Source organism: Aurantiacibacter rhizosphaerae, assembly GCF_009807005.1.
In the GTDB taxonomy this organism is placed as follows: domain Bacteria; phylum Pseudomonadota; class Alphaproteobacteria; order Sphingomonadales; family Sphingomonadaceae; genus Alteraurantiacibacter; species Alteraurantiacibacter rhizosphaerae.
The window spans coordinates 1-23,913 of the sequence record NZ_WUBR01000003.1; the positions used below are offsets into that span (position 1 = coordinate 1).

The following is a 23,913-nucleotide window of genomic DNA, read 5'->3' on the forward strand; positions in this document are numbered from 1 at the left end:
ATCTCGTCAAACGGGTTCATGCTCATCTTGACGTTCGCCAGATCAACACCCGAACCATCGCTCTTCACGCGCGGCTTCACATTGTAATCTATCACCCGCTTAACGGGCACGAGGATTTTCATGAATTTGTCCTCTCAGTCTTGAGTTCTGCCGTTTGTGTAAACAGCTTAACGTATAGGTCAAGCTGGATATTCGGGCTTGGTCTCAGCGCCCATAGCGGCGAAACGGCTGTTCCATATCCTATAACGCGCGGCAATGAATTTCGGCCATCGACAAGACTCTTTTTTGCAAAACGTGCCAGAAGTCCGTCGAACAAGGCGCTAGAGGGCATACCCTACATTCAAGAAACCACATGTACCGTTCCCGCGTTGTTGCAGGGGAGAGAATCTTTGGCAACAACACCACACTCCGTCGGCGATATCCTGGATTGCCTGGACGAACTGGCACAGGAGAACGATGCCGTGTCGGTAGGGCAGGTTTCGCGCGCCTTCGGCTCGCGCACATTCGGCCCTGCCATCATGGTGCCCGCCCTGCTGGAACTGACGCCGGTCGGCGCCATACCGGGCGTGCCGACCTTTCTGGCCGTCGTCATCGCGCTGGTCGCGGTGCAGAAGATGGCGGGCCGCCAGTCGCTATGGATACCGGGCATCCTTGCTGATCGGCGCGTCTCGGCTAAAAAACTGGACAAGGCGACGAACAAGCTGCGCGGTCTTGGCCGGTTCATGGACAGGCACTTCCACCGGCGATTGAAGGTGATGACGCGCGCGCCCTTCGCGCAGATCGCAGCAGGCATCGTGGTGCTGCTGTGCGCGACCGTGCCGTTCCTTGAGGTGCTGCCCTTCGCCAGCAGCGTACCCATGCTGACCATCGCTGGCATCGGCCTGGCCGTGTTGGCGCGCGATGGGGTTCTGATGCTCGTCGCGATCAGCGTGAGCGCCGCGGCGATGGGGGCATTGGGATATGATTACTGGGACGGCGGGCTGAGCGATACCGAAGCGGTGGACGGGCTGGTGGACCAGCGCGACATCGACAACGCCAAGGCGGAAGCGGAAAGCGCCGGTCGCGAAGCCAAGTCGGCAGCCGAGGACACCGAAAGGGCCGTCGAACAGATCGGTGAGGATACCGAGCGCGCCGTGGAGGAAACGGCGAAGAAGGCCGGTGATGCAGTCAAGAAAGCAGGCGATGAGGCCGCCAGCGCGGCGGACGAGGCAACGTCCGGCTCCAGCGGAGAATAGCGGCGCGCCAGTCAGCCTGGCACGCCGCTCAATTCAGATTACGCCGCTTCCTTCACCTCTGCGACGATTTTCTTGGCGGCATCGCCCAGGTCGTCTGCGCTGACGATGGGCAGGCCGGAGTTGGCGAGGATATCCTTGCCCTGCTGCACATTCGTGCCTTCCAGGCGCACCACCAGCGGCACGTCCAGTTCCACTTCCTTGGCCGCGATCACGATGCCTTCTGCGATGGTGTCGCAGCGCATGATGCCGCCGAAGATGTTGACAAGAATGCCCTTCACCGATGGATCCGACAGGATGATCTTGAAGGCTGCCGTCACCTTCTCCGTCGTCGCGCCGCCGCCCACGTCCAGGAAGTTGGCGGGGAATGATCCGTTGAGCTTGATGATATCCATCGTCGCCATGGCCAGACCTGCGCCGTTCACCATGCAGCCGATGTCGCCATCCAGCTTGATATAGGCAAGATCGTGCTTGGAAGCCTCGACCTCCATCGGGTCTTCCTCGGTCTCGTCACGCATGGCTTCCACATCGGGGTGGCGGTACAGCGCGTTGGAATCGAAGCTCATCTTGGTGTCCAGCACCAGCAATTCTCCGCCTTTGGTTTCCACCAGCGGATTGATCTCCAGCATGTCGCAGTCCAGCGCCGTGAAAGCCTCATAAAGCTTCTTCGAAAGCTTCTGCGCTTCCTTCGCCAGTTGACCGTCCAGCTTCAGCGCAAAGGCCACGGCGCGGCCGTGATGCGGCATGAAGCCGGTGGCGGGATCGATGGTGATGGTGGCGATCTTTTCGGGCGTGTTGTGCGCCACGTCCTCGATATCCATGCCGCCCTCGGTGGAAACGATCATGGCAACGCGGCTGCTTTCCCGGTCGATCACCATGGAAAGATAGTATTCCTTGGCGATGTCCACGCCGTCCGTCACATAGAGGCGGTTGACCTGCTTGCCCTCGTCACCCGTCTGCACGGTGACCAGCGTGTTGCCCAGCATATCCTTCGCATCGGCTTCCACCGCATCGATGCTCTGGGCAAGCCGCACGCCGCCCTTGGCATCGGCGGGAAGCTCGGAAAACTTGCCCTTGCCGCGGCCACCGGCATGGATCTGCGCCTTCACCACATATAGCGGCCCCGGCAGCTTCTTCGCGCCTTCGACAGCCTCCTCCACGCTCATCGCAGGATAGCCGGTGGGCACACCAATGCCGAATTTCGCGAGCAGTTCCTTGGCCTGGTATTCATGGATGTTCATCGGGCGGACCTTCGTTGCAATTAATGAGAGTCGGTAGGATCGTTCTTTTGCGGGCGCTAAAGCATCATCGCGCGGCGCTTGCAATCGGTTCCGCCCTTGCGCACATGCCAATGTACCGATGATCGACAGCATGAAACTCGAACAGATCTGCCGCGAGGCGGGATATATGGCGCTTCGCAAGTGGCCAGCGGGCGGGCATGACCTGCAAAGCTGGGAAAAATCGCCGGGAAGCCTGGTGTGCGAGGCCGATCTGGAGGTTGATACCTTCCTGCGCCGCGAGCTTGGCGCGTTGCTGCCAGCGGCGGGCTGGCTGTCGGAAGAAACCGCCGACACTGACGATCGCCTGGAAAAGGGCCTGATCTGGCTGGTGGACCCGATTGATGGCACGCGCGATTACATTCGCGGGCGCAAGGGGTGGGCGGTGAGCGTTGCGTTGATTTCCGCAGGCCGTCCGCTGATCGGATCGCTGGTTGCCCCGGCGCGGGGGGAAGTGTGGTCTGCCGTGGCGGGGAAGGGCGCGTGGCTGAATGGCCAGCGCCTGAAATCCAGCAAGCGCGTGAAATTCCCCGGATCGCGGGTGCCGGTGCATGATCTGCCGAAGGAAGACAGCGACCTTGTGACCGTGGAGCAGCCCAATTCCATCGCCCTGCGCGTGGCTATGGTTGCCGATGACAGGGCGGATCTTGTGGCGACCCTGCGCTGGGGCTTTGAGTGGGACATCGCCGCCGCTGCCCTGATCGCGCGGGAGGCAGGCGCCGCGGTTACTGATGCCTTCGGCCAGCCGCTGGCCTATAACAAGCGCGATCCGCGCGCCTTTGGCCTGCTGGCCAGTGCGCCGGGCATTCACGGTGCGGCGGTGGAGCGGCTGCGCGAACGGGCAGAGCGCCTCGTCAACAAATAGAGCCCACAAATAGAAAGGCCGCCCCAAGCGGAGCGGCCCTTCCTTGCATAAATGTCCGCGCGATCAATAGGCCGCGTTGACATCATCCTGCGTAATCGGCGTGATGCGGATTTCCACGCGGCGGTTCTCTGAACGGCCGGCTGCGGTGGAATTGTCTGCCACCGGATACTGTTCGCCATAGCCAATCGTTTCAACGCGGGCGCGCGAAACGCCGCGTGACACGAGGTAGTTGGCAACCGATTCGGCACGGCGGCGCGAGAGATCCAGATTGTACTGCTCGCTACCGGTGGAATCGGTGTGGCCCATCACGTCGATCAGCGAATCGGGATAGGTCACCATCGATTGTGCCACGCCGTCCAGCGTATCGCGCATCTGCGGCGAAATGCTGGTGGAATCCACGGCGAAGGTCACATCCGGGAAGTTCACCAGAATGCCGTCACCTTCAGGCGTCTGGTTCACGTCCACGCCGGTGCCGGCGGTAACTTCTTCCAGTTCCTTGATCTGCTCGTCCATGCGGTAGCCGACATAGCCGCCAGCTGCGCCGCCGATGCCTGCGCCTACGATGCGGGCTGTCTTGCCGCCGATAAGGCCGCCCAGCAGATAGCCGAGACCGGCGCCGCCGATGCCGCCAAGTGCAGTGCGCGAAATTTTGCGCTCACCCGTGTTGGGATCGGTGACGCAGGCGCTGGTGGTGCCGATAAGCGCCAGTGCTGCTGTCGTCGAAACAAGCATCTTTTTGATATTCATGAAAAAATTCCTCCATTAATCCGCGCATCCCCAAACCTGAAGTGGCGCGATGTGCTCCCCTTAACGAATGTTCCCGATGCCAGTTCCGCGAAGCCGTGCTTTCTGGGCTTTTGCGCAATCCCATAAACCTGCTAGCGGGAATCGCGATGAGCCCCTTCCCCTGGCATTACGCGGCCGCGCTCGCTTTCCTGATCGTTCTCAACGGCGTTTTTGCCATGTCGGAGCTGGCGATCGTCTCTGCGCGCACCGCCCGCCTGCGCATGGCCGCCGAAAAAGGCAGCAAGAGCGCCGAGGTCGCCATGCGTCTGGCGGCAGAGCCGGGCAAGTTCCTCTCCACCGTGCAGATCGGCATCACGCTGATCAGCATCATTGCTGGTGCGGTGTCGGGCGCGGCGCTGGGCGCCCCTGTGGGGGAGCGGATCTCTGCCTGGTTCGGCCTGGATGAGGACACGGCCTATAATGTCGGCTTTGCCATCGTGATCGGCTTCACCACCTTTGGCACACTGATTGTTGGCGAGCTGGTGCCAAAGCAACTGGCGCTGCGCGCCGCGACACCAATCTCGCTGGTGATGGCAAGGCCGATGGCGCTGCTGGCGAAGGTGGCCGCGCCCTTCGTCTGGCTGCTGGATGCGTCATCCAGCCTGCTGCTGTCGATGATTGGCATGCGCAACAAGGGCGATCACCGGCTGACGGCGGAAGAACTGCACATGATCTTTGCCGATGCCACGCGCACCGGCGTGATAGAAGAGCAGGAGCGCGCCATCCTTTCGGGCATCATGCGGTTGCAGGATCGCCCCGTCAGAGAATTGATGACGCCGCGCACGCAGATCGACTGGATCGATATCAACGCGGATGACGATGCACTGCGCACGGCGATTGCCGAATCGCCGCATTCGCTGCTGCCCGTGGCCGAAGGCTCTCCCGACAAGGTTCTGGGCGTGGTGAAGGTGCGCGAGGTGCTGACGCTGCTGATGACAGGCCGCACGGTCGTGCTGGACGAGCTGATGCGCAAGAGCGAGGTGGTGCCGGACCAGCTGGACGCGATGGATGCGCTGCGCGTGTTGCAGCAATCGGGCACAGGCATGGCGATGGTGCATGATGAATATGGCCACCTAGACGGCATCGTCACCACGGCGGACCTACTCTCGGCCATCGCCGGTGATTTTGCCAGCCACCAGGACGAGGGCGATACGCCCATGTTCACAGAGCGTGAAGACGGCAGCTATCTGGTGTCAGGCGCACTGGCGGCAGATGCGCTGGCAGATCGCCTCGACCTGGATTTTCCGGAGAACAAGGAATTCGCCACCGCTGCGGGATACGTTCTGTCCGTGCTTAAGCACCTGCCTGCCGAGGGCGAGTTCTTCATCGATCAGGGATGGCGTTTCGAGATCGTCGACATGGACGGGCGCAAGATCGACAAATTGCTGGTTGCGCGGGAGAAGCCCGGCGATTTGGTCGACGAATAGATCGGGATTTGTTTGTTTTTCGATTGCGCCTCCGCGCAATCGTCCTCGCTAGATGCGCAGCAAGTTGCGCCCGCTGCGGGCGGCCAGTCGGCCTTGCGGTGCGCTAGTCGCGGACCGATCCAGCACACACCTTAAAGTGGTGCGGAAGAAACGGTCGCGACAAGTGACCGCAAGCGCGAATGCGCGCCCGAGCTTCTGCGAGGAAAGCCAAGCAGCGCGGACGCGCTGCGCCCGGCGCTTGAGGGCCAAATCAGGAAGGTATTACGGCCCGTGCTGCCTGCCCGTCACCTTCAGGGGCGGCGATGATGGCCTGCGTCGTGGTGCCCTTGTCCACCGTGTAGGTTTCCGCATCGCCAATGGCAGAGCGGATGCCGGGATCGGCCTGGCCCGCCTGATCCAGCGCGGAGGTTTCGATGGTGCTGCGCTGCGATGGGCCGCCGAACAGTGCTTCCAGCGCCTGCTGCGAGGCGGTGCCTTCTGCAGGGCGCGGGGCGCCGGGTGCGGGCGGCTCCAGGTGGAAATCGGGCGGGATCACCAGCGGCGCCTGGCGCTGCACGGCAAATTCATCCGGACGATCGCGGTCAATACTGATGCCGCCACAGGCGGACAGGCCAAGCACGGCGGCAGAGGCAATAAGGGCGCGGGTGTGATTACGCATAGTTGTCAATTCTCCGGGCTCATGGGCCATCGGTCTATTCAGTAGCAGCGTCCTGCTCATTGGACGGTTTCTCGCGCATGAACAAGGCGCGGGCAAGGATAATAACAACGCCGATCGTGATCGCGGCATCGGCGACATTGAAAATCAGGAATGGACGAAAATCGCCGATATGCAGGTCGGCATAGTCGATGACATAGCCGTATAGATACCGGTCGCGGATATTTCCCAGCGCGCCGCCCAGCACCAGCCCCAGGGCCAGAATTTCGCCCAGCAGCTTTTCACGCAGCATCCACACCAGCACCACCAGCGCGATGGCGGCCGTGCCGGCGACCAGTATCCAGCGCATTTCCATGCTGGTCGCCTCGAACATGCCGAGCGAGACGCCGTAGTTGTTGGTGCGGGTGAAATCGAAGAAGGGCAGCAGCGGGTAATGGTCACCCACGCGGGTGAGGCCCAGGTCCTCCACCACGAAGTTTTTCACCCACTGGTCAATCCCGAAAATCGCCAGCGCCAGCACGATGCCATAGATACGGAACTTGGCCAGCGCGCTCATGATGCGGCATCCAGTTCGGCAACCACGCTTTCGCAGCGGTTACACAGGTCGCCATCTTCGGAAACTTCCGGCAGCAGGCGCCAGCAACGGCCGCATTTCGCATCGTCGGATTTTGTCACGCTCACGCTGTCGCCATCGCCCAGCGTCACTGTGCCGGTGATGAACAGGGTGGCGAGATCTTCGGCGGTAAAGCCTTCCGGCACGGCGCTGGCGGGCACGGTCACCTCGGCCTCCAGCCCGGAACGGATGGTCTTCTCGCGGCGCAGCGGTTCGATGGCTTCCATCACGCGTTCGCGCAAGGATCGCAGTGCGTCCCAGCGCGCGGTATCTGCCTCAGCCGACGGAATTTCCGGCCATTCCAGCAGGTGGACGCTGCCGCCTTCCGGGTGGCGCGTGCCCCACACTTCCTCCGCGGTGAACACCAGCACCGGCGCGGCGTAGCGGATCAGCGCGTTGAACAGCGTATCCAGCACGGTGCGATAGGCGCGGCGTTCTGCCGATCCGGGCGCATCGCAATAGAGCCTGTCCTTGCGGATATCGAAGAAGAAGGCCGAGAGGTCCTCATTCATGAAATCCACCAGCGCGCGGGTGTAGGCATCGAAATCGTAATTATCGATATGGGTGCGCAAAGTGGCATCCAGCTCGCCCAGCAGCACGAGTGCGTAGCGCTCCAGTTCCGGCATGTCCGAAACATCCACCCGCTCGCTCTCGTCGAATTCGCCCAGCGCGCCCAGCATGTAGCGCAGCGTGTTGCGCAGCTTGCGATACTGGTCGGCCACGCCTTTCAGGATCTCCGGCCCGATGCGGTGATCTTCGGTGTAATCGACGCTGAGCGCCCACAGGCGGATGATGTCCGCGCCGTATTGCTCCATCACCTTCAGCGGATCGATGGTGTTGCCCAGACTCTTCGACATCTTGCGACCGTCTGCGGCCATGGTGAAGCCGTGGGTCAGCACCTGCTTGTAAGGCGCGCGGCCACGGGTGGCGCAGGATTCCAGCAGGGAGGACTGGAACCAGCCGCGGTGCTGGTCACTGCCTTCGAGGTAGAGATCGGCCGGGCTTTGCAGATCCGGCCAGACATCGCTTTCCAGCACGAAGGCGTGGGTGGAGCCCGAATCGAACCACACGTCGAGAATGTCGGTGACCATCTCGTAATCCTCGACCGCGTAATCGGGGCCGAGAAGCTGTGCGGCGTTTTCCTGAGACCACGCGTCCACGCCGTCCTGCCTGATGGCATCGACGATGCGCTGGTTCACGGCCTGGTCGACCAGATATTCGCCGCTTTCGCGGTTCACGAACAGCGTGATGGGCACGCCCCATGCGCGCTGGCGGGAGAGCACCCAGTCCGGGCGACCGGCGACCATCGAACCGATACGGTTCTTGCCTTTGGCAGGAACGAACCGCGTCTTCTCGATTTCGGCAAGGGCCGTTTCACGCAGCGTGGCGGTGTTGTCCGCCTGTGTGCCCAGCGCCACTGCGGCGCCCAGCGCATTGGGAACGGCCACGTCGAAATCGAACGTGCCCAACGGCTTGTCCATCGGCACGAACCACTGCGGCGTGCAGCGAAAGATGATCTTCGCCTTGCTGCGCCAGCTATGTGGATAAGAGTGTTTGTAATCGGTGGATGCGCTGAGCAAACCGCCCGCTTCCGCGAGGTCCGAACAGATCGGACCGTCCGGCGCGTTGAACTTGGGATTGATGACCGACATGTTGCGCTCATCCGTGCGCGGCAGCCAGCCCCAGTCCTCGCGATAGCGGCCATCGTCGTCGACAACGAACTTGGGCGTGATGCCGTTGGCCTTGCACAGGTCGAAATCGTCCTCGCCATGGTCGGGCGCCATGTGGACGATTCCCGTACCCGCATCGGTGGTGACAAAATCGCCCGCCAGCATCGGGCGCGGCTCGGCAAAGAACCCGCCGAGGTGATGCATCGGGTGGCGAACCTTGGTTCCGGCGAGATCGGAGCCTTTGATGACTGCCTCTGGTTCCTTGCGATAAAAATAGTCGCCGGGAATTTGATTTGCAGTGCGTTCTAAGAAAGTGTCGGCGAGATCCCGTGCGACTAGATACATCGCTGCATCCCCGCCGCAATTGACTAATACATAGTCCACATCCGGCCCATAAGCCAAAGCCTGGTTCACCGGGATCGTCCACGGCGTCGTCGTCCAGATTACCGCGTGCGCGCCGACCAGTTCCTCGATGGGCGATTCCACGATCTCGAACGCCACGTCGATCTGCGTCGAGACGATGTCCTCGTACTCGACCTCGGCCTCGGCCAGCGCGGTTTTCTCTACCGGGCTCCACATCACCGGCTTCGCGCCGCGATAGAGCTGGCCGCTCTCGGCGAATTTCAGCAGTTCGGCGACGATGCCCGCTTCGGCCTCCGGCGCCATGGTGAGGTAGGGCTTGTCCCATTCGCCCATCACGCCCAGCCGCTTGAACTGCTCCGCCTGCACCGCCACCCATTCGGCGGCGTATTCGCGGCATTCCTGGCGGAATTCCTTTGGCGGAACCTCGTCCTTGTTCTTCTTTTTCTTGCGGTACTTTTCCTCGATCTTCCATTCGATCGGCAGGCCGTGGCAATCCCAGCCCGGAACATAGGGCGCATCCTTGCCCAGCAGCGTCTGCGTGCGGATCACCGCATCCTTCAGCACCTTGTTCAAGGCGTGGCCGATGTGGATGTTGCCATTGGCATAGGGCGGGCCATCGTGAAGGATGAACTTCTCACGTCCCGCGCGCGCCTTGCGCAGCTGGCCGTAAAGGTCATCCTTTTCCCAGCGCGCCAGAATGCCCGGCTCCTTCTGGGGGAGGCCCGCCTTCATGGGGAAATCGGTCTTCGGCAGGAAGACGGTGTCCCGGTAATCCCGCTTGGCTGTTTCGTCGGTCATCGCGCCATTATTCCTTTGGGCGGGCACCTAGTAGCTCGCGCGCCCGCGCACAATCCTCTTCCATCTGCGCCTTCAGGGCGTCCATGTCGTCAAACTTCGCCTCAGGGCGCAGGAAGTGATGGAAGGCGATGTCGATTTCCTGCCCGTAAAGATCGCCGGAGAAATCGAAGAAATAGGGCTCCAGCAATTCCTTGGGCGGATCGAAGCTGGGCCGCACGCCAAGGTTGGCTGCGCCCTGCAATTCCTGCCCCGTTGCCAGCACCCGGCCAGTGACGGCGTAAATGCCGAAGCGCGGGCGGATATAGCTGCCCATGTCGATATTGGCGGTGGGATAGCCCAGCTCTCGTCCGCGCTTGTCCCCATGGATCACGGTGCCGCGCACGGTGAAAGGGCGGGTGAGCAATTGCGCGGCCACATCGCATTCTCCCGCTTTCAGCGCATCACGTATGCGGCTGGAGGAGACGACCTGCCCGCTGGACCCCACCGGGCTGATGGCACGCGCCTCTATGCCGCAGGTTGCGCCGATTTCGCGCAGCATCTGCGTGTTGCCGCCGCGATCCTTGCCGAAGGTGAAATCCTCCCCCGTCACCACGCCTGCCGCGCCCATCTGTCCGGCCAGCAGATCGCGCACAAAGCCCGTGGCGGTGGTGGCTGCCAGCGCATCGTCAAAGGCGAACACCATCATCGCCGCGGCACCTGCCTGTTCGAACATCGCCTCCCGCTGATCCAGCGAGGTGAGGCGGAAGGGCGGCACATGCGGAGCGAAATGGCGGATGGGATGGGGATCGAAGGTGGCGACGATGGCGGGCCGGCCCTCCGCCCGTGCCCATTCCACGGCCTCTCGCACCACGTGCTGATGGCCAAGATGAAACCCGTCAAAATTGCCGAGCGCAACGATCGCTCCGCGCAGATCATCGGGCATGGCATCACGGTGAGAGAGACGGGTCATGCGTTTGCCTTGCCTTGGGGGCGCAGCCCCTCTTCCAGCACGCGCAGGGCATTCCCGCCCATTACCGCGCGAATTTCCTCTGCGCTGAACTGTGCATCCATCAGCGCCTGCGTCACCTGCGCCAGCTGGGCGGTGTCGAAACCGGTGGTGACGGAGCCATCGAAATCGCTGCCCAGCGCCACATGGCCGATACCCACCAGATCGCGCACATGCGCCATCGCCGCGACGATCGCCTGCGGAGACGTGTCGCAAACAGCGCCCGGCCAATAGCCGATGCCGATCACGCCGCCCGTTCTTGCCAGGCCGCGAATCTCTTCATCGGTCAGGTTGCGGTTGACGGGGCATGTCGCCTGCACACCGCCGTGGCTGGACACGACGGGGCGCGTGGCCATGGCCAGCACATCGGCAACGCAGGCATGGCTGCAATGGGCAATGTCCACGATCATGCCCATCGCCTCCATCTGCTGCACAGTGTCGCGGCCCATGGGGGTGAGGCCTGATTTCGCCACGCCGTGCATGGACCCGGCCAGATCATTGTCGAAGAAATGCACCAGCCCCGCCATGCGCACTCCGGCGTCGTAGAGCACATCCAGATTGGCGAGATCGCCCTCCAGATTGTGCAGCCCTTCGACAGAGAGCATGGCGGCAACCGGCGGATCGGCCACATCGGGCGCGCGCACCGGCACGATATCGGCAGGGGTGCGCACCAGCGTCAGCCGCCCGTCAGAACCTTGCGCCGCACGCTCCAGCTTTTCGCCGTGCCACAGCGTCCGCTCCAGCAGCGAGCCCCACGTGCGCACAGGCTGCAACTGGCCGATGGCGAGCAGGGTGATGTTATCCGTCTCGTCCGTGTTGCTGTCATAGTTCTGGTTCTTGGGCGTCTTGGTGACGCTGGAGAATACCTGCAAAGTCACATTGCCCTGTTGCAGCCGCGGCAGGTCTATATGCCCGCGCTCTGCCGGTTCCAGCATATCGCGTTGCCACAGCAAGGTATCGCCATGCAGATCAACCACGCGCAAGGTTTCATGCAAGGCGCGCGCTTCGGCAGAGATTTGCGGCAGGGGCTTTGCATCGATCTGGTTGCGCTGGCGTTCCACAACACCGGGCGCCAGCGTGAAGAACGCGATTGCGGCCAGCAGGATCACGCCGCCAAAGCCGATCAGCACGCGTTTCATGCAGGGCCAGACCGCTCAAACGTCACGAAATCATAGGGGGGGAAGCCATCCCTGGCAGGGCGGCTTTCGCGGGCGATTTCACGCCACGATGGATCATCGGCGGGGGATCGCATTGTCACATCGCCGCGCGTATCCTCAAACACTTCGGTCAGTTCGAAGGTCGTGCCATGATCCCAGAACAGATCAAAGATTTCCGCGCCGCCGATTACCGCGATATCGCCATCGCCAGCCAGCTTCATCGCCTCGTCCGGACTGGATGCCGTTTCCGCGCCCTTGGCCTGCCAGCCAGCCTGCCGCGTCAGCACGATATGACGGCGGCCGGGCAGCAGGCCGGGCAGGCTCTCGAATGTCTTGCGGCCCATGACCATGGGTTTTCCCATGGTCAGGCGTTTGAACCGCTTCAGATCTTCCGAGATCGCCCAGGGCACATCGCCATCTTGCGCGATGACGCCATTGGTCGCCCGCGCGACGATGAACAGCACGTCACGGCCCATCATCCCACCCGCGTGACATGGCCCATCTTGCGGCCTGCACGCGCTTCTGACTTGCCGTAAAGATGCACATGCGCGCCCGGCCGGGACAGGTGGCGGGCCAGATCCAACGCGCCTTCGCCGATCAGATTGTCCATCATGATCTTTGCAGAAGTGCTGTCCGTCGTGCCCAATGGCAATCCGCAAATGGCGCGGATATGGTTCTCGAATTGGCTGGTGACCGCGCCCTCTATCGTCCAGTGGCCGGAATTGTGCACGCGCGGTGCCATTTCGTTGAACACCGGTCCGCCTGCCGTGGCAAAGAATTCCAGTGTCAGCACGCCGATATAGTTCAGCGCATTGGCAACCTTGCGCGCCATGTCCCGCGCCTGCTCCACCTGCGCAGCCACGATTGCCGGGGCGGGCAGTTCGCAATGGGCCAGGATGCCATCATCGTGGCGGTTGCGGGTGGAATCCCAGAAGCGCACCTCCCCATCGCGCCCGCGCACCAGGATGACGGAGAATTCGCATTCGAAATTCATCCGCGCCTCGTAAACGCAGCCGCTTTCCGGGATGCGCACGCCTTGCGCATCGGCACGTTCGTTGATCGACCACTGGCCCTTGCCGTCATAGCCGTCTCGCCGGGTCTTCAGGATGCCGGGCACACCGATTCGCTCCACCGCATCGGCCAGTTCGCTATCGTGATCGATGGCGACGAAATCGGCAGGCGTTCCGCCAGCATCCTGGATGAAGCGTTTCTCGCGCGCGCGATCCTGCGCCACTTCCAGCGCGCGCGGTGCAGGCGCCAGCATATCCTGCGGCAGTTTCGCCAACGGGCCAACCGGCACGTTCTCGAATTCATAGGTGATGACGTCGCAATCCTGGGCGAATTGCGTCAGCGCCTCTGTATCGTGCCAGTTGGCGCAGGTGAAGCTGGCGGATACCTCTGCAGCCACGCTTTCGCGTTCCGGCGCAAAGATATGGCAGCGATAGCCCAGCTGCGCGGCAGACATGGCCAGCATGCGGCCCAGCTGGCCGCCGCCGAGGATGCCGATCGTGGAACCGGGGGGAAGCGCGCTCATGCCCCGGCCGATTCAGGGTCCGAGGGTTTTTCTGCCACCTTGCCGGTTTGCGCGGCGCGATAGGCTTTCAGCCTTTCGGTCAGCGCGGCATCGTTCAGCGCCAGGATCGATGCGGCCATGATGCCTGCATTGGTGGCACCGGCATCGCCGATTGCCAGCGTGCCGGTGGGCACACCTGCGGGCATCTGCACGATGGAAAGCAGGCTATCGAGGCCGGACAGCGTGCGGCTTTGCACCGGAACGCCCAGCACGGGCAGGTGCGTCAGCGCGGCGATCATGCCGGGCAGGTGGGCAGCGCCGCCCGCGCCTGCGATCACGACCTGGAAGCCGTTTTCCGCCGCGTTCTTGCCGAATTCATGCAGCCTGTCCGGCGTGCGGTGGGCCGATACGATGCGCGCATCGTAGCTTACGCCCAGTTCGTCCAGAACGGCGGCGGCCTTCGTCATGGTGGGCCAGTCGGACTGGCTGCCCATGACGATGGCAACGGGGACCTTGGCGGCGGCAGCGCTCATCAGATCAGGCGTCCTTCAGGTAGTAATGCTTGCCCACGGGGGCGGAGCCTTCAAATTCGTAGATGATCGGCTGGCCGGTGGGGATTTCGAGGCCCGTGATCTCATCATCGGAAATATCCGACAGGTGCTTCACCAGCGCGCGCAGGGAATTGCCATGGGCAGAGATGATCACGGTTTCGCCCGCTTCCAGCTTGGGCAGGATCTCGCTTTGCCAATAGGGCAGCACGCGTTCGATCGTCAGCTTCAGGCTTTCGGTCTGCGGCACATCGATCCCGTCATAGCGCGGATCGGCGCCGGGATCATACTTGTCGCCCTTGGGCATTTCCGGCGGCGGCACGTCAAAGCTGCGACGCCAGACATGCACCTGTTCCTCGCCATGCTTTTCGCGCGTTTCTTCCTTGTTGAGGCCGGTCAAGCCGCCATAGTGCCGCTCATTCAGGTGCCAGTCCTTGGTTTCCGGGATCCACAGCCGGTCACATTCTTCCAGCGCCAGATGCAGCGTCTTGATCGCGCGTTTCTGGACTGAGGTGTAGGCCAGCGTGGGCAGAACGTCCTTTTCCTTCAGCAGGCGGCCCGCCGCTTTCGCCTCGGCCACGCCTTTCTCGGTCACGTCGACATCCCACCAGCCGGTGAAACGGTTTGCCAGATTCCATTCGGACTGGCCGTGGCGCACGAGGATCAGCTTGGGCAATGTCTTTCTCTCTCACTTTTACAAGAACAGGCTCGCAGAAGCGGGCGCACTAGCTTTCGACGTCGGTCTTGGAAAGGTCTGACGATTCGCCTTCCCCATTGGCGGATGGGCCATCGGCGGGCGAATTGGGCGCCATCGCCCGCTTTTGCGCCTTGCGCCGTTTCAAATTGGCGCGCAGCTGCGCGGCCAGGCGTTCTTCGCGGGACAAATCCTTGCTCATGGCATATACCCTTGGCCCAAGGCGCGTTTCGGCTCAAGCTTGGCTTGACTTTCGCCCGCTACGCGACAATAGGGCGCGCCTGTTTCGGTTCGCCGCGGTAGCTCAGTGGTAGAGCGCACCCTTGGTAAGGGTGAGGCCGAGAGTTCAATTCTCTCTCGTGGCACCATTTTTTGTTTTGGCCTCAAGCGCCGGCGTTCGCGTCCGCTCACTTGGCTATCCTCGCATCAGCTCGGACGCGCAGTCGCGCTTGCGGTCGTTATCACGACCGAGCCCTATTTTATGCCTCGTGAATTGGGCAAGAAACGGTCCGCGCCTAGCGGAGCGCAAGGCCGACTGGCCGCCCGCAGCGGGCGCAGCTTGCTGCGCATCTAGCGAGGACGCACCGGCGGAGGCCGGTGCGCAAAGCATAAATCGCCCGGCGCTTGAGGGGCTTTTCAAAGAGTGTGTTGCGGCTATAGATCACCCGATGGATACGGAACCGCTCACAAAACTCGATCCGGCTTACACCACGGTCATGCGAATCGAGGGTGCGCTTACGGTTTTGCCGTTCCTGATCGGCGCAATTGCCCTGGGCGTTGCCGGGATCTTTCCCGAACCCTGGACGTGGGCGCCCATGGCGGTGCCGGCCATCTTCGCGGTTCTGTTCATCGGGCTGCTGCCGATAAAGCGCTTCAGATCGCGCGGGTTTCACATGTCGGATGATCGGGTGCGCGTGGTGAAGGGCGTGATGTTTCATGCCGATACCGTGGTGCCGTTCAGCCGGGTGCAGCACCTGGATGTGGAGCAGGGGCCGCTGGAGCGCGCCTTTGGCATTGCGCGGCTGATCCTGCACACGGCGGGCACGCACAATGCCTCCGTCACGCTGCCGGGCCTTGCCCATGCCGATGCCGTGGCCATGCGCGAGGAAATCCGCGCCCATGTGAAACGCGAATCGCTGTGATGAAGCTGTGACCGCTGCTGCAAAAATAGAGGTTGGCGAATGGCGGCGGGTCAACAAGCTCACCCTTGTCGTCAACACGCTGCTTACCGCCGGGCGCGCGCTGATACCCATCGGTTTCGCGCTCTATTCCATCAGCGACGATGGCGGTGCCACCGGCATTGCGGCGCTGCTGTTCGGGTTGGGCGGTATCGCCCTGTTCGCCCTGATGATCGGCGGTGCGTGGCTATCCTGGTATCGCATGCGCTATCGCATCGGTGAAAACGATGTGCGGCTGGAGCAGGGGATCATCAGCCGCTCGGCCCGGTCCGTCCCCTATGATCGCATTCAGGACGTCAGCCTGGAGCAGAAACTGATCCCGCGCATCCTTGGGCTGGTGGAGGTGAAGTTCGAGACGGGCGCAGGCGGCAAGGACGAGCTGACGCTGTCCTACGTGTCGGAGGCCGAGGGGGAGCGGCTGCGCGATACCGTTCGCGAAATGGCGGAAGGGGAGGGCGCTAGCCCGATTGATGCAGCACATCGGCCCCTATCCGCATCCGCCCCCGCTGCGCAGCAGCAGGGTGAAACGCTGTTCGCCATGGGGCCGAAGCGGTTATTCATCTTCGGCCTGTTCAATTTCTCGCTGGTGGTGTTTGCCGTGCTGCTGGGCGCGATGCAGCAGCTGGAATTCCTGCTGCCGTTCGATTTGTGGGATTACTTGAGCGACTGGCTGCGCGATGGCCGCATTGTGGAGGCGGGTAAGGCCGTCTCCGGCTATGGACTGGCGGCGAAGATTATCGCGGCGATCTATGCTCTTGGCGTGGTGATCGTGGTGGGCATGGCCAGCGGAATGGTGCGCACCTTCGTGCGGGATTGGGAATTCCGGCTGGACCGCACGCCAAAGGGCTTTCGCCGCCGCCGTGGTCTGTTGACGAAAACGGACGTCGTCATGCCGGTTCAGCGGGTGCAGGCGCTGGTGGTGAAAACGGGCGTCATCCGCCGCCGCTTCGGCTGGCACGGGCTTTCCGTCATCAGCCTGGCGCAGGATAACGGCAGCTCCAATCACGATATCGCGCCCTTTGCCACCATGGCAGAGATCGCCCCCATCGCCCGCGAGGCCGGCTTCACCCTGCCGGATGACAGCGCGCTCTGGCGACGCGCCAGCAGCGACTATTACTTCGATCGCGCCATCCTGCGCGCGTTTTTCCCAGCAACGGCGGCGCTGCTGGCGTTTGTGACGGGATTTGTGCCCGTGGGGCTGGCGCTGGCGGCTGTGACTATGTTTATCGCGGCGGGCGAATATTTCCTTTGGCGTTTCGTGCGCCATGCCCTCGATCCAGAGCAGGTGATTTCGCGTAGGGGATGGCTGGCACCCAGCCTGCGCATCGCCAACCGGGTGAAGCTGCATTCGGTGGAAATCACCCAAGGCCCGCTGGCCCGCTGGCGCGGCTATTGCACGCTGCGATTCGGCCTGGCGGGCGGGCGGCTGGCATTTCCCGGCCTTGGTCTGGAAGATGCGCGGGAAATGCGCAGCGCGGCGCTCAACTCGATTGCCGCTGTCGATTTCGCCAAATTGCCGAAATAGTCCGGCGTCGTGTCAGCGCGCAGCCTAGCTTGGGGTATCGGCCAGCACGTCTGACCATTCCTCGTGCTGTCGGAATTGCGCCGCGACATAGGGGCACTGCGGCACGATGGTGAAACCCTTATCGCGCGCATCCTTCACCATGAATTCCACCAGGTCGAAGGCGATGCCCTTTCCGCGTGCTGCGGGCGGGGTGAAGGTGTGGTCTGCGATTCGCGCTTCGCCGCGTGCCTGCCATGTCAGCTCTGCAGGCTGGTCTGCCCCCTCCACCTCCACGCGGTAGGCGCCATGGGTGGTTTCGTCGGTTACTTTTATGTCTGACATGAGTGTCTCCTTCTTGCGCTGAACGATCCCCAAGGCCATGGCGTTCCGCGATGCAATTCCTGTCCGACAATGCCGCACCCGTACATCCCCGCTTGTGGGATGCGATGCGTGCTGCCGACAGCGCCGATACGCCGTATGATACCGACGCGCTGAGCCGGGAGCTGGATGCGCGCTTTACCGCGATGTTCGGGCGCGAATGCGCAGCGTTATGGGTGGCGACGGGCACGGCGGCGAACTGCCTGGCGCTGGCGACGATGGTCGATCCGCATGGCGGCGTGGTGTGCCACGAAGAAGCGCATGTCGAGATGGACGAATGCGGCGCGCCCGGTTTTTACCTGCACGGCGCAAAGCTGCTGCTGGCCAGTGGCGAGGGCGCGAAGCTGACGCCGGAGACGATTGGCGATGTCCTGTCCGGCATCACGCGCGGCGTGCACCAGGTTCCGGCGCAGGCGATCTCGATCACGCAGGCGAGCGAATACGGGCTTTGCTATCGGCCTGAAGAACTGGCCGCCATCGGTGCGCTGGCACGCGAGCATGGCCTTGGCCTGCACATAGATGGTGCGCGGTTCGGCAATGCTGCGGCGCACCTCGGCGTGTCACCGGCAGAGGCGGCTGGCCCTGCGGATGCCCTCAGCTTCGGGTTCGTGAAGAACGGTGGGATGGGCGCAGAGGCGGTGATCCTGTTCGACACTGAAAAGGCAGAGATGCTCCGCTTCCGCCGCAAGCGCGCCGGTCATCTGCAAAGCAAGGGCAGGTTTCTCGCGGCGCAGATCCACGCCATGCTGGATGACGACTTGTGGCTGGAAAATGCGCGTGCCGCCAATGCGGCAGCCGCGATCATCGCCGATGCAGCGGGTGACCGGCTTATCCATCCCGCCCAGATCAACGAACTGTTCGTGGCGATGAACGCCGATGAGCGCGCGGCACTGCGCGCGCAGGGTTTCTCCTTTTACGACTGGGATGACTCCAGCATCCGCCTCGTCACCAGCTGGGCGACCGATCACGATCATGCGGATGCGCTGAGCAAGGCCATCGCGTCTTTATGAGCCTGCCGCATCCCGATCACACGTTGCTGCGGCTGCGGGTGATTGTGCCCTTTTTGCTGACCGGACTGATCTGGGGCAGCACGTGGTGGGTGATCACGGACCAGATCGACGGTGTGCCGCCAAGCTGGTCTGTCGCCATCCGCTTCATGGTGGCGACGCCAGCCATCTTCATCGTCGCGCGGCTGATGGGCAAATCGCTGGCCATCGGCAAGGCCGGGCACTGGCTGGCGCTGGCGGTGGGCATCGCGCAGTTCTGCGGCAATTTCAATTTCGTCTATCGCGCCGAACTGCATCTGACATCGGGCATCGTGGCGGTGATGTTCACCCTGCTGATCGTCTCCAACGCCGTGCTCGGCTGGCTGCTTCTGGGGCAGAGGATCACGCGCAATTTCGTGATCGGCACGTTCATCGCGATGGCGGGCATCAGCCTGCTGCTGTGGCATGAGGCGGGGCTGAACCCGCTGGGCGGATCGATCCCGCTGGGCATTTTCTGGGCCGCATTGGGCATTCTGGCGGCCAGCATCGCCAATGTGGTGCAGGCGAACGAGACGGGCCGCGCCCTGCCGATGGTCAGCCTGCTGGCATGGGCCATGCTGTATGGCACCATCGCCGATCTGGCGCTGGCATGGTTCACCGCCGGGCCGCCCACATTGCCGGATCGCACCACGTTCTGGCTGGGCATCGGCTGGCTGGCGCTGGCGGGCAGCGTGGTCACCTTCCCGCTGCATTACACGCTTGTGCGAGAGATCGGCGCGGGCCGGGCGGCCTATAACGGCATTGTTACGGTTATCGTGGCCATGCTGCTGACCACCATGTTCGAGGATTATCGCTGGAACGCGCTGACGGTTTCGGGCGCGCTGCTGGCGGTGGTCGGCCTGGTGATTGCCCTGCGCGCACGGCAGGCAAAGGCGCAGCCGGTGCCGACCAAGCCTATGGCTTCAGAGAGCTGAGCCCCTCGCGATACGTCGGGTAGGCAGGCTGCCAGCCCAGCACCCGCTTCGCCTTGCCATTCGCCACCCGCCGGTTCTCGGCATAGAAGCCGCGCGCCATGGGGGAAAGGCCCGCCTCCTCAATGCTCTGCAATGGAGGAGGCGAAACGCCCAGCAGGCGGCAGGCTTCCTCGATTACGCTGTTCTGGCTGGTGGGCAGGTCATCGGACAGATTGTAGGCCCCCGGCGGCGCATCGCTGGCGAGCGCGGCCATCACACCGCTGGCGATGTCATCCACGTGAACGCGGCTGAATACCTGCCCCGGCAGATCAATGCGGTGGGCCTTGCCGCTCTCCACCCGGTCGAACGCGCTGCGACCGGGGCCATAAATGCCCGGCAGGCGGAACACACGTGCGCCCAGATCCAGCCACAGCGCGTCCGCCTCACTGCGGGCCGACCGCCTGCCCGTTCCGGTGGAGGACGCTTCATCGACCCACGCGCCCTCAGCATCGCCATACACTCCGGTGGAGGACAAATAGCCGTACCACGCCGTTGGGAAGTCCCGCCCATAGGTGTCCAGCACCGGATCGAGGCCGCTCTCCCTGTCGGGCGGAACGGAGGAGAGAACGTGGCTCGCCTGCTCCAGCGCGGCCTGCACCGAATCGCGATTTGCAAAATCCACTTCGCCGTCAGAACCCGTGGCTGAAACCTGCCAGCCTGCCGCGTCGGCAAGCTTCGCAATGCGTTTTGCGGTATATCCAAGACCAAATATGAACAGATGCGCCATATCGTGCGTTCTATACACTCGACGCGCCAACCCAAGGATTTTAGGCCAGCATCATGGATATCGCCCGCACACCCTCCACCCCCGATGGAAACCCCGAACTCGCCGATGCCGCGCGCACTCCGCAAGAGCCGCCCACGATCCGGCGAGAGGATTACCAGCCGTTCCCCTGGACCGTGCCCGAAGTATCGCTGGATTTCGACCTTGGGCTGGAAGCGACGCGCATCGTCTCCACGCTCAAAGTTGCGCGCAACCCCGCCGCCGAAGCATCCCCCACGATCCGCCTGAATGGCGATGGGCTGGAGGTTGTCTCTGTCGCCATCGATGGTGAGCCGAGCAATGGCTGGACGATGGATGGCGACGATCTGCTCCTCACCCTGCCGGGCGAGGCGCATGAAATCAGGATCGTGACCGAGATCGACCCATCGGCAAACACGCAGCTGATGGGCCTCTATGCCTCTGACGGCATGCTGTGTACCCAGTGCGAGGCGCAGGGCTTTCGCCGCATCACCTTCTTCCCCGATCGCCCCGATGTGCTGTCCACCTACCGCGTGAAAATGCACGGTGATGCAGAGACATTCCCCGTATTGCTGTGCAACGGCAATCTGGAATCCACCGGCAAGGATGAGGATGGCACCCATTGGGCCGAATGGCATGATCCCTGGCCCAAGCCGAGCTACCTGTTCGCGCTGGTGGCCGGGCAACTGGTTGCCAATACCGACAGCTTCACCACCATGAACGGCCGCGAAGTCACGCTGAACATCTACGTGCGCGACGGCGATCTCGACCGCACCGGCCACGCGATGGAATCGCTGAAGAAGTCGATGCGCTGGGACGAGGAAACCTTTGGCCGCGAATATGACCTGGACCTGTTCAACATCGTGGCCGTTTCTGATTTCAACATGGGCGCGATGGAGAACAAGGGCCTCAACGTCTTCAACACCAAATATGTGCTGGCGGACGAGGATACCGCCACCGATGGCGATTTTGACGGTGTAGAAGGCGTGATCGCGCATGAATATTTCCACAACTGGTCCGGCAATCGCATCACCTGCCGTGACTGGTTCCAGCTTTCGCTGAAGGAAGGCTTCACCGTCTTGCGCGATCAGCTGTTCAGCCAGGACATGGGAAGCGCGCCGGTGAAGCGCATAGAGGATGTGCGTGTCCTTCGCGGGGCGCAGTTCCCCGAGGATTCCGGCCCGCTGGCGCATCCCATCCGGCCTGACAGCTATCGCGAGATCAGCAATTTCTACACCGCCACAGTCTACAACAAGGGCGCCGAAGTCATCCGCATGATGCGGACCATGTGCGGGGAAGAACGCTTCCGCAAGGGAACCGATCTCTATTTCGATCGCCACGATGGGGAGGCGGCAACCTGCGAGGATTTCGTCCGCGCGATAGAGGAAGGTGCCGGGCTGGATCTGGAACAGTTCCGCCGCTGGTATTCGCAGGCCGGCACGCCGAAGATCACGGTCAGGCTGGAGCATGCTGGCAATACGGCCACGCTGCATCTCTCGCAGGATGTGCCGGCAACGCCCGGTCAGCCGGAAAAGCAGCCCATGCCAATCCCGCTTAAACTGGCGCTGTTCGATCGCGAATCGAAATCGCATCGCGGCGAGGAGTTGATCGTTCTCGATTCGCAGGAGGCCAGTTTTACCTTCGAAGGCTTCGCGCAGCCTCCCGTCCTCTCCATCAATCGCGGCTTCTCCGCGCCGGTGGTGATAGAGCGGGACATTGCGCAGGACGATCTGGTTTTCCTGGCCGCGCATGACGATGATCCCTTCGCCCGTTACGAGGCGCTGCAGGACCTGATCGTCTCCCATCTCAAGCAGTCGGTGAATGGCGATCTTGCCGATGCGGAGCGTGATTCTGCGCGTACCGCGATTGCCGCAGCGATCAGGGCCGTGTTGCAGGATGATGCGCTGGACGATCTGATGCGCGGGGAACTGCTGGTTCTGCCAAGTGAAACCTATCTGGCAGAGACCATGGCCGTGGCCGATCCGGGTCGCATCCATGAAGAGCGCCAGGCTCTGCGCGCAGCCATCGGTGCCACGCTGAAGGACGATTTCTCCGCCCTGCATAAACGTGCCAGCGCCGTACCCTACAGCTTGCAGCCGGAGGCGCGCGGTGCCCGCAAGGTGAAGACGCAGGCGCTGATGTTTCTTGCCGCAGGCGATCCAGAGCTGGGCCGTGCAATGGCATGGGCGCAATATGAGGCTGCCGATAACATGACGGACCGGCAGGGCGCGCTGATGGTGCTGACCGGTGTGGACGGCATAGAGCGCACCAATGCGCTGCTGGATTTCTACAACCGGTACAAGGGCAATGCGCTGGTGGTGGACAAGTGGTTTGCCCTGCAGGCAGGATCCATGCATCCCAATACGATTGAACATGTGAAGGCGCTGGCAGAGCATCCGGATTTCACCATGAAGAACCCCAATCGCGTCCGCTCGCTCTTCATGGCGTTTGCCTATAACCCGCACGCCTTCCACGCCGCAGATGGGGAAGGGTACAGGCTGGTGGCCGATGTGATCCTGGCGCTGGACCCGATCAATCCGCAAACCGCCGCCCGATTCGTGCCGCAGCTTGGCAAATGGCGAAGGATGGAGCCGAAAAGGTCCGCGATGATGAAGGAGCAGCTTGAACGCATCGCCTCTGCGCCTGCATTGTCTCGCGATACATATGAGCAGGTGAGCCGGAGCCTTGGCTAACGCGGGCCGGGTCATAAAGGCGGAGAACCTGTCCGTCCCGCATGGCTTTCTGGATGCGGCGCAAAGCGATACCCGCGCTTATGATCTGGCCGTGGGCGATGCCAGCGTGGTGATGGTGAAGCAGGTGCATTCGCCCGATGCCATCGCTGTCACGGCTCCCTTTGCTGAAGGTGAACGGCCTGAGGCGGACGCCATGGCCACGGCAACGCCGGGCATCGCGCTTGGCATCGTCACCGCCGATTGCGCGCCGATCCTGCTGGCCGATGAAGCCGGCGGCGTGATTGGCGCGGCTCACGCGGGCTGGCGCGGTGCGCAGGGCGGCGTGGTGGAAGCGGTTATCGCGCAAATGGAAAAGCTGGGCGCGCGGCGGGAACGGATTGCCGCCGCCATCGGCCCGTGCATCGCGCAGGACAGCTATGAAGTGGGCGCAGACATGCGCGCCAATTTCGCCGCTGCCGATCACGAATTTTTCCAGGCCACCGGGCCGGGCAAGTGGCATTTCGACCTGGAAGCCCTTGTGGCGCAACGTCTTTCCTCCGCCGGAATCGAATCGGTTTGCCCTCTGGAAATGGACACTTACTCCGCCGCGCGGCGTTTTCATTCCTATCGCCGCGCCACCCATCGCGGGGAACCGACAGGGGGTCGGCAGGTTTCGCTGATACGCCTCCCGACCTAGATTGTGGGGGGCTTCCTTGCTGCGCTTGTCACATTAGAGCCAAAAGGCGGGTTGGCAGCGCGGGTTTGCTCGTCTATCAGCCGCGCCAAGCCGCCGCCCGGCAACGGTTCGTCGCGCGGTTTTTGAACGAATCTCATCGTCACCACGGGCCAGCATGGCA

The 23,913-nt window shown here is 62.7% G+C and carries 23 protein-coding genes, 1 tRNA gene and 1 pseudogene; 10 read left to right on the forward strand and 15 right to left on the reverse strand.

What is annotated here, in order from left to right; all coding sequences use genetic code 11:
* A pseudogene (locus GRF63_RS12275) lies at positions 1-122 on the reverse strand (electron transfer flavoprotein subunit beta/FixA family protein); the annotation flags it as partial.
* Positions 123-389: 267 nt separating this feature from the next.
* Between GRF63_RS12275 and GRF63_RS12280 the strand changes: the two are divergent.
* Positions 390-1,235 (forward strand): exopolysaccharide biosynthesis protein, encoded by an 846-nt coding sequence (locus tag GRF63_RS12280; protein WP_160486363.1) that lies wholly within the window; start codon positions 390-392, stop codon positions 1,233-1,235.
* A gap of 38 nt (positions 1,236-1,273) precedes the next feature.
* Here GRF63_RS12280 and sucC read toward each other — a convergent pair whose 3' ends face one another.
* Positions 1,274-2,473 (reverse strand): ADP-forming succinate--CoA ligase subunit beta, encoded by a 1,200-nt coding sequence (gene sucC, locus GRF63_RS12285; protein WP_160486364.1) that lies wholly within the window; start codon positions 2,471-2,473, stop codon positions 1,274-1,276.
* A gap of 118 nt (positions 2,474-2,591) precedes the next feature.
* Between sucC and GRF63_RS12290 the strand changes: the two genes are divergently transcribed.
* Positions 2,592-3,374, forward strand: coding sequence for a 3'(2'),5'-bisphosphate nucleotidase CysQ (locus tag GRF63_RS12290; RefSeq protein WP_160486365.1), 783 nt, complete (start codon positions 2,592-2,594; stop codon positions 3,372-3,374).
* Between the two features lie 63 nt (positions 3,375-3,437).
* On the opposite strand, the gene GRF63_RS12295 is transcribed toward GRF63_RS12290, so the two are convergent.
* Complete coding sequence (locus tag GRF63_RS12295; RefSeq protein ID WP_160486366.1) at positions 3,438-4,121, reverse strand: YiaD family glycine zipper/OmpA-like lipoprotein; 684 nt, start codon at positions 4,119-4,121, stop codon at positions 3,438-3,440.
* A gap of 146 nt (positions 4,122-4,267) precedes the next feature.
* Here GRF63_RS12295 and GRF63_RS12300 point away from each other — a divergent pair, with 146 nt between their 5' ends.
* Positions 4,268-5,587, forward strand: a complete 1,320-nt coding sequence (locus GRF63_RS12300) for a hemolysin family protein (protein ID WP_160486367.1) — start codon at positions 4,268-4,270, stop codon at positions 5,585-5,587.
* A gap of 250 nt (positions 5,588-5,837) precedes the next feature.
* Here GRF63_RS12300 and GRF63_RS12305 read toward each other — a convergent pair whose 3' ends face one another.
* The 10 genes from GRF63_RS12305 to GRF63_RS16425 are packed head-to-tail and all read right to left on the reverse strand — an operon-like array spanning position 5,838 to position 14,785.
* Complete coding sequence (locus GRF63_RS12305; protein ID WP_160486368.1) at positions 5,838-6,245, reverse strand: DUF3035 domain-containing protein; 408 nt, start codon at positions 6,243-6,245, stop codon at positions 5,838-5,840.
* 34 nt (positions 6,246-6,279) lie between these two features.
* A complete protein-coding gene (gene lspA, locus GRF63_RS12310) occupies positions 6,280-6,798 on the reverse strand; it encodes a signal peptidase II (RefSeq protein WP_160486369.1) in 519 nt (172 codons plus the stop codon).
* Entirely contained in the window at positions 6,795-9,686 is a 2,892-nt protein-coding gene (gene ileS, locus GRF63_RS12315) for an isoleucine--tRNA ligase (protein WP_160486370.1), read from the reverse strand. Before ileS ends, lspA begins: the two co-directional genes overlap by 4 nt.
* 7 nt (positions 9,687-9,693) lie before the next feature.
* Positions 9,694-10,635 carry a bifunctional riboflavin kinase/FAD synthetase gene (locus GRF63_RS12320; protein WP_160486371.1) on the reverse strand — a complete coding sequence of 314 codons (942 nt, stop codon included), beginning with the start codon at positions 10,633-10,635 and terminating at the stop codon, positions 9,694-9,696.
* Positions 10,632-11,810 (reverse strand): dipeptidase, encoded by a 1,179-nt coding sequence (locus GRF63_RS12325; RefSeq protein WP_160486372.1) that lies wholly within the window; start codon positions 11,808-11,810, stop codon positions 10,632-10,634. Before GRF63_RS12325 ends, GRF63_RS12320 begins: the two co-directional genes overlap by 4 nt.
* The gene (locus GRF63_RS12330; RefSeq protein WP_160486865.1) at positions 11,807-12,304 is read right to left on the reverse strand and encodes a dihydrofolate reductase; all 498 of its coding nucleotides are present in this window, start codon (positions 12,302-12,304) and stop codon (positions 11,807-11,809) included. The genes GRF63_RS12325 and GRF63_RS12330 overlap by 4 nt, the downstream gene beginning before the upstream one ends.
* Complete coding sequence (locus GRF63_RS12335) at positions 12,304-13,362, reverse strand: 5-(carboxyamino)imidazole ribonucleotide synthase (RefSeq protein ID WP_160486373.1); 1,059 nt, start codon at positions 13,360-13,362, stop codon at positions 12,304-12,306. Before GRF63_RS12335 ends, GRF63_RS12330 begins: the two co-directional genes overlap by 1 nt.
* The gene (purE, locus tag GRF63_RS12340) at positions 13,359-13,874 is read right to left on the reverse strand and encodes a 5-(carboxyamino)imidazole ribonucleotide mutase (protein WP_237392479.1); all 516 of its coding nucleotides are present in this window, start codon (positions 13,872-13,874) and stop codon (positions 13,359-13,361) included. Before purE ends, GRF63_RS12335 begins: the two co-directional genes overlap by 4 nt.
* A 4-nt stretch (positions 13,875-13,878) precedes the next feature.
* On the reverse strand, positions 13,879-14,565 hold the full coding sequence (gene gpmA / locus GRF63_RS12345) for a 2,3-diphosphoglycerate-dependent phosphoglycerate mutase (RefSeq protein WP_160486374.1): 687 nt from the start codon (positions 14,563-14,565) through the stop codon (positions 13,879-13,881).
* A 49-nt stretch (positions 14,566-14,614) separates the two neighbouring features.
* Positions 14,615-14,785: a hypothetical protein gene (locus tag GRF63_RS16425; protein ID WP_202131741.1), complete on the reverse strand. Its 171-nt coding sequence runs from the start codon at positions 14,783-14,785 to the stop codon at positions 14,615-14,617.
* A gap of 91 nt (positions 14,786-14,876) precedes the next feature.
* Between GRF63_RS16425 and GRF63_RS12350 the strand changes: the two genes are divergently transcribed.
* The 3 genes from GRF63_RS12350 (at position 14,877) to GRF63_RS12360 (ending at position 17,286) form a co-directional block, all read left to right on the forward strand.
* Positions 14,877-14,951 (forward strand) — tRNA-Thr (locus GRF63_RS12350).
* Positions 14,952-15,251: 300 nt separating this feature from the next.
* Positions 15,252-15,725, forward strand: a complete 474-nt coding sequence (locus GRF63_RS12355; RefSeq protein ID WP_237392480.1) for a PH domain-containing protein — start codon at positions 15,252-15,254, stop codon at positions 15,723-15,725.
* A 7-nt stretch (positions 15,726-15,732) separates the two neighbouring features.
* A complete protein-coding gene (locus GRF63_RS12360; protein ID WP_160486375.1) occupies positions 15,733-17,286 on the forward strand; it encodes a PH domain-containing protein in 1,554 nt (517 codons plus the stop codon).
* A 24-nt stretch (positions 17,287-17,310) separates the two neighbouring features.
* Here the strand turns inward: GRF63_RS12360 and GRF63_RS12365 are convergent, their stop codons facing one another.
* A complete protein-coding gene (locus GRF63_RS12365) occupies positions 17,311-17,607 on the reverse strand; it encodes a GNAT family N-acetyltransferase (protein ID WP_160486376.1) in 297 nt (98 codons plus the stop codon).
* A 50-nt stretch (positions 17,608-17,657) separates the two neighbouring features.
* Between GRF63_RS12365 and GRF63_RS12370 the strand changes: the two genes are divergently transcribed.
* Both GRF63_RS12370 and GRF63_RS12375 read left to right on the forward strand, forming a co-directional pair.
* Positions 17,658-18,653, forward strand: a complete 996-nt coding sequence (locus tag GRF63_RS12370) for a threonine aldolase family protein (protein WP_160486377.1) — start codon at positions 17,658-17,660, stop codon at positions 18,651-18,653.
* Positions 18,650-19,603 (forward strand): DMT family transporter, encoded by a 954-nt coding sequence (locus GRF63_RS12375; RefSeq protein ID WP_160486378.1) that lies wholly within the window; start codon positions 18,650-18,652, stop codon positions 19,601-19,603. Before GRF63_RS12370 ends, GRF63_RS12375 begins: the two co-directional genes overlap by 4 nt.
* Here the strand turns inward: GRF63_RS12375 and GRF63_RS12380 are convergent.
* Positions 19,584-20,369 (reverse strand): Rossmann-fold NAD(P)-binding domain-containing protein, encoded by a 786-nt coding sequence (locus tag GRF63_RS12380; RefSeq protein WP_160486379.1) that lies wholly within the window; start codon positions 20,367-20,369, stop codon positions 19,584-19,586. The genes GRF63_RS12375 and GRF63_RS12380 overlap by 20 nt on opposite strands.
* Positions 20,370-20,422: 53 nt before the next feature.
* Here GRF63_RS12380 and pepN point away from each other — a divergent pair, with 53 nt between their 5' ends.
* Both pepN and pgeF read left to right on the forward strand, forming a co-directional pair.
* A complete protein-coding gene (pepN, locus tag GRF63_RS12385) occupies positions 20,423-23,077 on the forward strand; it encodes an aminopeptidase N (protein WP_160486380.1) in 2,655 nt (884 codons plus the stop codon).
* A complete protein-coding gene (pgeF, locus tag GRF63_RS12390) occupies positions 23,070-23,753 on the forward strand; it encodes a peptidoglycan editing factor PgeF (RefSeq protein ID WP_160486381.1) in 684 nt (227 codons plus the stop codon). Before pepN ends, pgeF begins: the two co-directional genes overlap by 8 nt.
* Positions 23,754-23,913 lie beyond the last annotated feature (160 nt).